Source organism: Tianweitania populi (genome assembly GCF_014652875.1).
Lineage (GTDB): Bacteria > Pseudomonadota > Alphaproteobacteria > Rhizobiales > Rhizobiaceae > Tianweitania > Tianweitania populi.
Map to the genome: position 1 here is coordinate 1,702,411 of NZ_BMZQ01000001.1, position 11,689 is coordinate 1,714,099.

At 60.4% G+C, this 11,689-nt stretch carries 11 protein-coding genes; 1 reads left to right on the forward strand and 10 read right to left on the reverse strand.

All coding sequences use genetic code 11. The features are described 5' to 3' along the window. Positions 1-7: 7 nt before the first annotated feature. Genes IE166_RS08300 through IE166_RS08310 form a run of 3 tightly spaced genes read right to left on the reverse strand, consistent with a single transcriptional unit; the run spans position 8 to position 3,995 of the window. Positions 8-901, reverse strand: a complete 894-nt coding sequence (locus IE166_RS08300) for a sugar kinase (protein ID WP_189502962.1) — start codon at positions 899-901, stop codon at positions 8-10. Positions 902-929: 28 nt separating this feature from the next. Next, the gene (locus IE166_RS08305) at positions 930-2,762 is read right to left on the reverse strand and encodes an ABC transporter ATP-binding protein (protein ID WP_189502963.1); all 1,833 of its coding nucleotides are present in this window, start codon (positions 2,760-2,762) and stop codon (positions 930-932) included. A 36-nt stretch (positions 2,763-2,798) separates the two neighbouring features. Further along, entirely contained in the window at positions 2,799-3,995 is a 1,197-nt protein-coding gene (locus tag IE166_RS08310; RefSeq protein WP_189502964.1) for an aminotransferase class V-fold PLP-dependent enzyme, read from the reverse strand. Positions 3,996-4,187: 192 nt separating this feature from the next. Here IE166_RS08310 and IE166_RS08315 point away from each other — a divergent pair, with 192 nt between their 5' ends. Continuing rightward, positions 4,188-4,940 carry an IclR family transcriptional regulator gene (locus tag IE166_RS08315; RefSeq protein WP_385965140.1) on the forward strand — a complete coding sequence of 251 codons (753 nt, stop codon included), beginning with the start codon at positions 4,188-4,190 and terminating at the stop codon, positions 4,938-4,940. On the opposite strand, the gene IE166_RS08320 is transcribed toward IE166_RS08315, so the two are convergent. The 7 genes from IE166_RS08320 to IE166_RS08350 all read right to left on the reverse strand — a co-directional run bounded on the left by IE166_RS08320 (position 4,930) and on the right by IE166_RS08350 (position 11,657). Continuing rightward, complete coding sequence (locus IE166_RS08320; RefSeq protein ID WP_189502966.1) at positions 4,930-5,454, reverse strand: RidA family protein; 525 nt, start codon at positions 5,452-5,454, stop codon at positions 4,930-4,932. The genes IE166_RS08315 and IE166_RS08320 overlap by 11 nt on opposite strands. Positions 5,455-5,476: 22 nt before the next feature. Further along, complete coding sequence (locus IE166_RS08325) at positions 5,477-6,697, reverse strand: amidohydrolase/deacetylase family metallohydrolase (RefSeq protein ID WP_189502967.1); 1,221 nt, start codon at positions 6,695-6,697, stop codon at positions 5,477-5,479. Next, positions 6,698-7,576: an ABC transporter permease gene (locus tag IE166_RS08330; RefSeq protein ID WP_189502968.1), complete on the reverse strand. Its 879-nt coding sequence runs from the start codon at positions 7,574-7,576 to the stop codon at positions 6,698-6,700. Next, positions 7,576-8,517: an ABC transporter permease gene (locus IE166_RS08335; RefSeq protein WP_189502969.1), complete on the reverse strand. Its 942-nt coding sequence runs from the start codon at positions 8,515-8,517 to the stop codon at positions 7,576-7,578. Before IE166_RS08335 ends, IE166_RS08330 begins: the two co-directional genes overlap by 1 nt. An 88-nt stretch (positions 8,518-8,605) precedes the next feature. Then, on the reverse strand, positions 8,606-10,132 hold the full coding sequence (locus IE166_RS08340; RefSeq protein ID WP_189502970.1) for an ABC transporter substrate-binding protein: 1,527 nt from the start codon (positions 10,130-10,132) through the stop codon (positions 8,606-8,608). A 142-nt stretch (positions 10,133-10,274) separates the two neighbouring features. Continuing rightward, positions 10,275-10,748 carry an AtaL-like protein gene (locus IE166_RS08345; protein ID WP_189502971.1) on the reverse strand — a complete coding sequence of 158 codons (474 nt, stop codon included), beginning with the start codon at positions 10,746-10,748 and terminating at the stop codon, positions 10,275-10,277. Positions 10,749-10,787: 39 nt separating this feature from the next. After that, complete coding sequence (locus IE166_RS08350) at positions 10,788-11,657, reverse strand: SDR family oxidoreductase (RefSeq protein ID WP_189502972.1); 870 nt, start codon at positions 11,655-11,657, stop codon at positions 10,788-10,790. Positions 11,658-11,689 lie beyond the last annotated feature (32 nt).

Genomic DNA, 11,689 nt, shown 5'->3' on the forward strand with positions numbered 1-11,689 from the left:
TGGCCTGTCAGCTCGGCAAAGCGCCGTGGTGCCCGATGCAGATGGCCGCGACCTGATGCGCCTTTTCCACGGCTTCCTGCAAGGACGCGCCCTGAATACGTGCTGCGACGTAGGCGCCATTGAAGCTGTCGCCGGCGCCGGTGGCATCGACAACCGCAGAAACAGGCGTCGGGTCTACGGAAACCTCTTGCCCGTCCGCGCTTGCAAGCGCTGCTTCTGATCCGTTCTTGACCACGATCTCCCGCGCACCCCAGCCGAGATAGCGGTCGCGAGTTGCCGTGATGTCCTTGTCGTTGAAGATCCCCGCCTCATCGCCATAAGTCGGCAGGACGATGTCGCAAACGGAAGCAAAATGTTGAAGCGTTTGCCGGATTTTCTCTTCACCGCTCCAAAGAACGGGGCGGATGTTTGGATCGAAGCAAATGCGCGCGCCGCTTCTGCGCGCGGTTTCAAGCGCTGCAAAAAGCGCTTCACGTCCCGCAGCATCAAGGATCGCTAACGTAATGCCGGAGACATAGATCATCGCGACATTGGCGAAGGCTGTTTGCAGCGCCGTTGCATCCGAGGCGAGGAGGCGAGCTGCCGAGCGGTCGCGCCAGTAGGTGAAATGCCGGTCGCCAGCTTCCTGATGAATGAAATACAGGCCCGGCCGGCGATCATCGATCGTCATGATCCGATCGGTCTCGATGCCCCTCTCATCGATAAACGCGCGCAATGCATCTGAATAGCGATCCGTACCGAGCGCCGTGAAATACGACACGCGCCAATCGCTTCCGAGATGAGCGCGGGCATGAGCGGCGGTGTTCAGCGTGTCGCCGGCAAAGCCCATGCGCCATTGCCCGTTCGTGCCCGCCGACATCTCGATCATGGCTTCGCCAACGGAAAGCAATGTCTGCTGCACGATGATATTCCCTTCAGTCGAACTGTTATCAAACAGCAACCAGATGACCGTCCGAGATGGTACGATATTTCCGGATCGGCTGCACATGGTCGGCTGCCCGGATCGGACTTTTCAACTCATCGCCGATTGGCACCCGCTTGTCACGCCGACGATCCGGATCTGGCACCGGAACGGCCGCCATCAGCTTCTTCGTATAGTCGTGCTGCGGATTGCCGAACACGGAAGCGCGTGGGCCGATCTCGACGATCTCGCCAAGATACATGACGGCGACGCGGTGGCTGACCCGTTCCACCACGGCCATGTCATGGCTGATGAACAGGAAGGCAAGGTTCAGGCTCTGCTGCAGATCGAGCATGAGGTTGATGACCTGCGCCTTGACCGATACGTCCAGCGCCGAAACGCTTTCATCGGCAACGATCACCTTCGGCTCCAGAGCCAGAGCACGCGCGATGCAGATGCGCTGGCGCTGACCGCCGGAAAATTCGTGCGGATAGCGGCCAGCCATATCGGGAATCAGACCAACCTTGCGCAGCATGTCGGCAACGACATCCTTGGCCTGCTTTGTTGTACCCATCTTGTGTTCGAGGTAGGGTTCGGCAATCGCCTGTCCCACCGTCATGCGCGGGTTCAGCGAGGCATAAGGGTCCTGGAAGATCATCTGCACGGATTTGCGCATCTCGCGCATTTCGCGCTTGTCCAGCGCAAGCACGTCGCGTCCTTCAACCGTGACCGACCCCGAGGTGGGTTCGATCAGCCGCATGATCGCGCGGCCGGTAGTGGACTTGCCGCAACCAGATTCGCCGACCAGCGACAGCGTCTCGCCGGCATGAAGGTCGAACGACACATTCTCGACGGCATGCACCCGCCCGACCAGGCGGCTCAGGAGGCCGGAATGGATCGCGAAACGTTTGGTGAGGTTCTTGACCTCGAGGATCGGTCGTTCCCGGGAAACAGTGTCGACCACCTCGACCGGCGTGTCGGACAGGCCGGTCACGTTGTCCACCACGGGAAAGCGAAGCGGTCGCTGGTAGTTTTGCATCGAACCGAGCACGGGCACGGCGGATAGCAGCGCTCGGGTGTAAGGATGTTGACCACGATGGAAGATGTCGGCGGTGGCTCCGGTTTCAACCTGCTCGCCGCGATACATTACGACGGTGCGGTCCGCGATTTCGGCCACGACGCCCATATCGTGGGTGATGAACAGGACGGATGTCCCCTCCTCGTCCTGCAGCATCTTGATGAGATCGAGGATCTGGCCCTGGATCGTCACGTCGAGCGCTGTTGTCGGCTCATCCGCGATCAGGAGTTTCGGCTTCGAGGCGAGCGCCATTGCGATCATGACGCGCTGGCGCATGCCGCCAGAAAATCGATGCGGATATTCATCGAACCGCGAAGCAGCCGAGGGGATGCGCACCTTGTCGAGCAGCCGGATGGTCTCGGCCTTTGCCTCTGCAGCCGACATCGCCTTATGGCAAAGCAGCGCTTCGGAAATCTGGTCGCCGATGGTGAAGAGCGGGTTGAGGCTCGTCATCGGCTCCTGGAAGATCATCGCGACCTCATTGCCGCGCACCTGCCGCATCTCGCGCTCGGGCAATGCCAGGAGGTTGCGCCCTCCAAGCATGATCTTGCCTTCGATACGGCTGGTGCCTTCCTGCAAGAGCCGCATGATGGACAGCGACGTGACGCTCTTGCCGGATCCGGATTCGCCCACGATCGCCACCGTCTCGCCTGGCGCGACCGTAAAGGAGATATCACGCACCACCGGCTTCCATTTGCCGTCGACGTTGAACGACGTCGTCAGGTTCTCCACGGACAAAACGGGCTGAGCGGATCGAACGGCTTCGACATGCGCGGTAGCCATGATTGTTCCCTTTCTATCCTGCCGATTGGCTGCGGCTCAGTCCGGCCAGCGCAGCATGCCGTCGAAACGATGCTTGCTGAGAAGTTCGATCGGGGTCGCGATGATCTCGTTGGATGCGCGTGCCTTATCGAGTTCTTCCGCCAAACGGGCCGCGACAATCGTTTCCTGACCGGGATGCAGGTTGCACGGGTCGAGATAGAAGTAGTGGTGCTCCACCTCGTGGTCGCGCACGATCACCGGCTGCTCGCCGCTGCGCAGTGCCGCCGCGAGATCCCACGCCGTGATATGCGCTTCCGGCGCGGAGATGATCACACGCATGCGGTCCAGCGGATTGTTGGTCGGATCGGGTTCGATCAGCGCCGTGACGCCTGGGCGACCGTCCAGCGTTTCCTTCCAAAGGTTCAGATAGCCGGTTTCGCGCTCCCGGATACCGGCATGATCTCGCTTTTCCCAGGCTTCCAAGGCGGCCATAACACCGTATACGCTTTCCTTGCCGACCTTCATGCCCCGCCCGATGCCCATGTTCTGCAGGAAGGCGTTGCGGACGAGATCCTTGTTTCCTGCGACGATGCCGGAAGTCGGACCGCCCAGGAACTTGTGGCCGGAATAAAGGGCGATGTCCGCGCCCTGCTCGAGGAACAGCTTGAGGTCATATTCCGAAGCCGCGTCCACGATGACGGGCACGCCCTTAGCATGGGCGATTTCGACGAACTCGACCAGGTTCAGCAGGCCGTAATCGACCACGTGATGCGAGATGACGTAGACTGCCGCCGCCGTCTTTTCGGTGATGGCGTTTTCCATGTGGAAGCGGTGCGTTGAAGTTGCCTGGCCGATCAGCACGACCTTGCCGCCTGCCAGTCTGATCGACTGGTCCACGGGTGCGCCGTAGCTCACGACATGGCCCATCTGCACCAGTACTTCGTTCTTTTCCGGTGCGACATCTGGCAGTTTCTCGATGGCCAGCAGATTGTTGCCGGTGATCGTACCTGCCACGGCGAGACTAATGCCGGCCGAGCACGAGGCCGTCACGAAGCCCGCCTCTGCCCCGGTGAGCCGCGCAATCACGGCGCTTGCCTTGCGCTGAAGGTCGTTCATTTCTACGAACTGCGGCAGGATCGCAGCCATGGCTTGGATAGCCTCGGGAACGACGATCGAGGCGCCGAGGCTGGTCATCGTGCCTGACACGTTGATGACCGGACGGAGGCCGATCTGAGCGCGCATGTCATCGGACATTCTGGTTCTCCAAAGCTAGTGCAGGCATCGAAATGCCATCGACAGTTATGCCATAATAATGCAATAAGGCCCCGACTTCTTGCGAGGACCGTTGAGTTGGACGACAGACCTTCATCCCAGGCATTCCCCGACGATGCCGTTGCGGCGGAAGACTTCGAGCCGAAAAGCGCGCGGCGCTCGCGCGTCAGTGGCATCAACCGCGCGTTGCAGGTGATCGACTATCTCTATGAGACCGGCTCTCCAGCTGGAGCCTACGCGATTGCGAAAGCGGTCAAGGCGCCGCTGTCCACCGTTTACGTCATCATCGACGATCTGGTGGAAAAGAACATGCTGGCCCGCAACCCCGACGGTTCGATCTGGCTCGGCGCGCGGCTCTACCATTACGGCCTGGCCTATGCCCGTTCGCTCGATTTCATGAGTGTCGCGACGCAGGAAATGCATGACCTTTGCCGCACGTCGGGCGAAACCGTGCAGGTCTGCGGCCGCGACCGCGACCACATGCTCGTGCTCGCCATGGCCGAGGGGCTGAGCCATTTTCAGGTTGCTTCGCGCGTCGGAACCCGCGTTCCGCTCAACTGGACGGCGTCGGGCCGGCTTCTTGTCGGCCACCTGCCCGAAGGTGAGCGGATCGAGCTGTTCAAGCGTTGCGCCCGCACCTCGCCCACCGGCCGCGCCGAGATCAACGCCCGCACGCTTTCCGATGCAGCCGGCAAGGCTTTCAGTGAGCGGCTGTCGATCCAGGTTGCCGAGTCCGATTATTCGGTCGCCTGCATTGCGTCGCCGATCTGCGACCGAGATGGCCAATGCATCGCCACGATCTCGATCGTTCTGCCGGAGCAGAAGGTGCTTTCGGACGAGAGCCATTACACGGACCATGTGCGCGCGTCCGCCCAGCGGATCGAAGAGCTGATGGGTTGGCGCACCACGGACCTCCTCAATCGTTGAGCGAGACGATCGCCTCGATCTCAACGGTGATGTTGCCGGGAAGCGAGCCGAAGCCGACGGCCGAACGGGCATGGCGGCCTGCCTCGCCAAACACCTCGATCATCAGATCCGAGCAACCGTTGATCACCTTGGGATGATCCTCAAACAGCGGCACGGCATTGACCATTCCGAGCAGCTTCACCACCCGCTTGACGCGCGACAGATCACCCAGCGTTTCCTGCATCACAGCAAGCAGGTTGATCCCCGTCAGCCGTGCATGCTGATAGGCCTGATCGACGCTCACATCACCACCGACCTTACCGGTGTAAAGATGGCCATCTGCCTCGCGCGGTCCTTGCCCAGATAGATACAACATGTTGCCTTCGCGCACATGCGTCACGAAATTGGCAATCGGCGGCGGTGAAGCGGGAAGCGTGATGCCCAGTGCAGCCAGCCGCTCGGAGGGAGTTTGCGCAGGCGCCTGCACCGCTTCAACCACCCTTGCTGGCTCGGTTTTCAGATAAGCTTCTGTCATGCGATGTCTCTGGGTCCCCGGCTTACCGCCATGACAAACCATGGCTGTGCCGAACCAGCCTGCGGGCACGGGGAACGTACCGGCTAGCGGTGATCGCTTCTGCCCCGATAACCGAATAGCGCGGTTCGAAAACCTTCTTCAGCCGCGACACGTCACCGTTGGAGTCGGTTGCTTCCAGATCCTCGTCGATCAAATCGAAGATGGTGAAGTCGGCCCGCTCGCCGACCGAAAGCCGATTGTCCATCGGAAGCCGGATAACATCGGCCGGTGCGTGGGTGACGGCATCCACCACCTTGTCGAACGGCATGCCGACCGACAGCAGCTTGGACATCGTGGTTGCGAGATCCCAAACCGGGAAGTTCATGGAATGGCCGTGCAGGTCGCTCGAGATCGACCAGGGCATCAGGCCCCGCGCGATCGCCGCTTCCGCAACCTTGAAAGAGAACGATGCTCCGCCGTGGCCGATATCAAGGCGGATGCCCTCTCCTGCGCAGCGTTCGGCCAGGTTGAAGAGGTCCTCGTCTTCCATGATGCTCGACCCGGCCTTGCCGTTGAAGCAATGGGTGACGACATCGCCGGGTCCGAGGATTTCCAGCACCTCGTCATAAAGTGCCGGCGGCTCGCCGACATGCACCATCATCGGCACTTTCAGAATCTTGGCGATCTTCTTGCCGAGCTTGACCGGGGTGACGCCCCATGAGCCCGTGATGACATGACTCGCGCGCACCTTGATGCCGACGATATGCTCGCTGTTTTCAGCATAGCATTCGAGGATGCGATCGAGGTCGATGTCGCGGATGTCGCGCAGTTCGGCAACGCGGTTGCAGGCCACCAGACCGATCGAACCGAGGTTCAAAAACGCCTTGATGCGCTCCTTCGAGGGCTCGATGATATATTCGCGAAAGCCGTGGAAATTGGCCTCGCCTGCCGAACCCGCATCGACCAGCGTGGTAACGCCGCGCTCCGCACCGCATTCCGACGGACGGATCGAGATATCCGTGCCGCCATGCCAGATATGGACATGCAGGTCGATCCAGCCGGGCGAAATCCAGGCACCCTTGCCGTCGACGCGCTCCACGTCGCCGGGGGCTGCCAACTGCGAACCGATGGCCGAGATCTTGCCGTCGGCGCCGACCAAGATGTCGGTCGTTCCATCGGATGCGCTGCCCCCAGCTTTGTCGCCGAAGGCCATGGGCTTCACATTGGTGAGGAGGAGCGGCTTGCCCGCTTTTTCACCTGTCATCTAGAGGTCCTTTCGAAGTCTCGGATCGAGCATGTCTCTCAAGCCGTCGCCGACCATCTGCAGCGAAAGAACGGAGAGAATGATGGCAAAGCCGGGGAAGTAGGTCATCCAGTCGGCCTGGCCGATATATTGGCGGCCGGCGGCGATCATGGTTCCCCAGGTTGGAATTTCCGGGCTGACGCCAAGGCCAAGAAAGGAAAGTCCGGCTTCGGCGAGCATGGCGCTGGCAAACAGAAATGTACTTTGCACCAGGATCGGCGACACGAGGTTGCGAAGAACGTGGCGCGTCATGACGTGGAAGGTCGAGATCCCAAGCGCCTGCGCTGCCTCGACATAAGGCAGTTCGCGGATCACCAGCGTCGAGGCGCGCACGATGCGGGCAAGACGCGGCGAATACACGATCGACAGCGCCACGATGACCGTGACCAGCGATGGTCCGAGAGCCGCCACAAGCGCGATCGCCAAAAGGATATCCGGAAATGCCATCATCGCGTCGATCAGGCGGGCGATAGGCGTGTCGAGGCTCTTGAAGAAACCGGCCAACAGACCGAGCGTGATGCCGATCACGGCGGACAAGGTCACGACCGCACCTCCCACCAGCAAAGACAGCCGGCCGGAATAGATCGTGCGCGAAAAGACATCGCGGCCGAACTCGTCCGTGCCGAACCAGAACAGCTCGCTTGGCGGCTTCAACCGGTTGACGATGGACAGCTTGGATGGCGAATAAGGCGCGATCCACGGTGCAAGCGCGGCAAGAAGCACGAAGACCAGCAGGATGATCAGGCCGGCGGCGACGGTTTTACGCTTCAACAAGCGCCGCAGAAACTTCGACCGTTCGCTCGGAGCGGGTTTCGCCGGTATGACTGAGAGATCCGTCATCAGTAGCGCACCCGCGGATCCACAGCCAGATAAAGCATGTCGATCGCAAAATTGATGAGGACGTAAAGCCCGGCGATCACCAGCAATGCTCCTTGAATAACAGGGTAATCACGCCGCAAAACGGCCGAAACCACGAGATTGCCGACGCCCGGCAGTCCAAACACGGTTTCGGTGACGACCGCGCCCGAAACCAGCACCGCGGCGGTGAGGCCGAGCACGGTGAGGATCGGGATCAGCGCATTCTTCAAGGCGTGCTTCAGCACCACACGCCGCTCAACAACGCCCTTAGCCCGCGCGGTGCGGATATAATCGTCGCCAAGCACGTCCAACATCGAAGCGCGCGTGAAGCGCAGGATCAGCGCAGAGGACACGAGGCCGAGTGCAAAGGCCGGCAGCGTCAGATGGTACATGCGCTCCCCAAAGGACGCGCCGGGCCCGCCATAACCCGACACCGGAAAGATGTTGAAACGCACCGCAAAGAACTGCATCAGGATCAAACCAAGCCAGAAGCTCGGTATGCTGGCGGCCAGCATCGCGATCGTGGTCGATGCCTGGTCCACAAACGAGCCGCGCCGGTAAGCGGCGTAAATCCCGATCGGCAAGGCGATGACGCTGGCGATCACCAGCGAAAAGATCGTCAAAAAGAACGTCGGTTCCGCCCGGTCGAGCAGCGCCGAAGTCACGGGCATGTTGAGGAAGATCGACTGTCCGAGATCCCCCCTCAACAGCTGCCCAATATAGAAGACGTACTGAGCCACGATCGACTGATCGAGACCCAGCCGCGTTCGCAACTCCGCGATGTCCTGAGGCGTGGCGTCCGGCCCGAGCATGACGGCTGCCGGATCGCCCGGCGTGACGCGCACGATGACGAAGACGATCGTCACGACGAGAAACATCACGACGATCATGCCGGCAATACGCTGAAGAATATAGCGGATCATTCAGTTCGGCTTCTTGGTCCTTGAAGGACTGGGATTTGGAAAAGGATGCGGCAGGCAGCAATGGCCCACCGCATCTTCGCGCCTCCGACTACTTCGTCACCGAAGCGTTCCAGAAATAAGGCCACGGCGAGGCTTCCACACCTTCGAGCTTCGTCGACTTGGAAGAAACGCCGTTGAAATCACCGATCTTCATGTAGGGAACTTCGTCATACATGGCTTTTTGAACGTCGGCCCAAAGCTTCAAGCGCTTTTCCGGATCAACTTCGGACGAGAAAGCCGCAACAGCTGCGTTGCGCGCTGGCGTATTCCACCAGCCGGGCGAGCTCGGAGACAAGGATCCGATCAGGGCTGGCTCCGGCAGGAACGGGCTATGGGTAATATAGATGTCCCAAAGACCCTTGTCGGCACGGCGCTGCGTCAGCGTCGCCCAGTCCACGACCTGCAGATCCACCGCAAAGCCGGCGAGCTTCAGATACTCGGCGGCGACCTGCGCCATCTTGTAGTGGAACTCATACTGACGGCTCGTGAGGATGCGGATCGGCTTGCCGTCGTAACCAGCGGCGGTCGCTGCTTCCTTCGCGCCTTCAGGATCGGCAATATTGTAATTGCCTTCAACGCCGGCATCCGTGCTCCACGCGAAGTTGCTCGGATAGATGTTGCCGTCCAGCGCATAGAAATCCGTGCTGCCGAAAGCGGCTGCGAGCATGTCTTCCATGCTGAGCGCCTGGCGGATTGCGCGGCGGATCTCCACATTCTTGACGTTGCCCTCAGCCGTGTTGAAGACAAAGATCGGATATCCGAACGGCTTCAGCACCAGCGGCTGGGTCGCCTGCGCAGACTTCAGCCTGTCGAAGGATTCAACCGGCAGCGCATCGATATAGTCGTACTGGCCGGAAACGGCAGCTTCGACGCGGGTGTTGGGATCGGGCACCGGCACGAAACGGATTTCGTCGAGATACTGATGCCGAGCGCCGCCGTAACCGTCGCTTTCACCCTCACGCGACTTGTAGCCATCGAAGCGCTGGAGCTGGATATACTGATCCGCCTTGCGCTCCTTCAAAGTGTAGGGACCGGTGCCGACGAAATCGGTCATCACATCGGCCTGCTTTTCGGCAGGAAGAATGATCGCGGCAGAGTTGTTGAAGGCGAGAAGCGAAGCAAGCGGCGCGTAGGACTGCTTCAACTGAATGGTGACCGTCGCCGGGTCGGTGGCCGTGATCGTCTCGATGAACTCGGCGGCCTGCTTGCCGCGCGATGCGAGCTTGGTCCAGCGATTGAGCGAAGCCACGACGTCTTCAGACGTCATGTCACTGCCATCATGAAACTTGATGCCGTCGCGCAGCTTGATCGTGTAGGTTTTCCCGTCCGCGGAAATCTCCGGCAGGCTTTCCGCCAACAGCGGTGTGACATTCCACTTCGCGTCGAACGTATAAAGCGTTTCGAAAATGTGCTGCGTGACGATGCCGACCAGATCGGCGGTCGAGGTCATAGGATCCAGCGTTGGTGGCTCGCCAACCGTAGCAACGTTGATGACGCCGCCTCTTTCCTGCGCCATCAGGTAGCTCGGCATTGCGACGAGCGCGATCGTTGCCAGTAATGCAAGTTTCAGTTTCATGATGCTCTCCCGAGTGGTATTCCACTATTATGTTATATCAACTTTTATAACAGAATAACCTGGAAGGCATTGTTGTCAATGGCGCAGGGATTACGCCAGCCGACTACAGATAGTCGGCTGGCACTCGGCGTATCATTCTGCTTTAGAGCCGCCCTTCCGCCAGCAGCGCGCGCGTCCGCTTCAGCGTCGACAGTAGCGCAGCCTTGTAACCACTGTCGCTGTCGAATCGCTCCTGTTCGGCCTGTTCTTCCGCGCCGCCAGCCTGTTTGCCGCGCAGACCGAGGTAGCAGTAGAAGCGGAGCTGAAGCGCGCCGGTCTCGTCTTCAAACAGTTCGTTGACGATCGCGCCCTCGCGAGGCCCGGTTGCCTGGAAGAAGGTGACCTTGCTTTCAGGCTCCAGCGTGATGATTTCACGCAAATCCGTGCCGCTGATGGTAGCTTCCCGCACGAAATGGGTAGCGCTTTCTTCAACGACATCACAGCGGGTGCACAGACCCTCGGGCAGAAACAAGCGGGCGTCGCAGGCTTTGCGTTCAAGGCCGGCCCATGCTTGCGCGCGGGTCAGCTTCGTTTCGCCTTCCGGGTTCACCGGAACGGTCGCGGTTGAATAGATCATGATGAAATTCCTTTGTTGGGTTTGCCGTCTGCTCGGCACTCAGGCCGAGGCAACAATCTGGCTGACAAAGTCGCGATAAGAGCGCAGCGGGCGGCCGAGCAGCGTGGTCAGCCGGTCGACATCGCCTGCATCGGGCACCATTCCCTCGCTGACGAAGCGCTGGCCCATCAGGCGCATGTCATGCGCCATCCAAGACGGCATGAACTGCCGCAAAGTCTGTTCCAAGCCGTCGAAATCTTCGCCCGGATAGGTGATTGTCCGGCCCAGAACATCCGACCAGATGGCGGCGGCATCGGCGCCGGTCAGCGTATCGGGTCCAACAAGGTTGATCCGGTCAAGCGGAAGCGCAACGGGCGATTGTTCGCGGCGGATCAGCTCGAGTGCTGCGACCTCGGCAATGTCGCCCGCATCCACCATCGCAAGGCCCTTGCTGCCGATCGGCATGGGGTAAATGCCGTAGCTCAGGATCGCTTCCTTGATCATGAACTCGTTGTTCATGAAGTAGGCCGGACGGAGGATAGTGGCATGGAGCCCCATCTGCTCGATCATGCGCTCCACCGCGAACTTGCCGGCAAAATGGGGCACGTTCACGTAGCGATCGCCATGGATCACCGACAGATACACCATCCGCTCGATGCCCGCTTCATGGGCGAGGTTAAGCGCGATCAGCGCTTGGGTGAATTCATCGGGCACCACGGCGTTGAGCAGAAAGAGCGTGGACACGCCGGCGAAAGCTTCCCGCAGGGAGTCAACATCGAGAAGGTCGCCCTGAACTACGGAAACGCCTGGCGCGAACTTGGCCTTCGCCGGATCGCGGACGAGAGCGCGGACATCGGCTCCGCGCTTGACGAGGTGGTCGACGATTTGGCTGCCGATATTGCCGGTTGCGCCGGTAACGAGGATGGTCATTGGATCACTCCGGTTTGGGTTAAGAAGACACC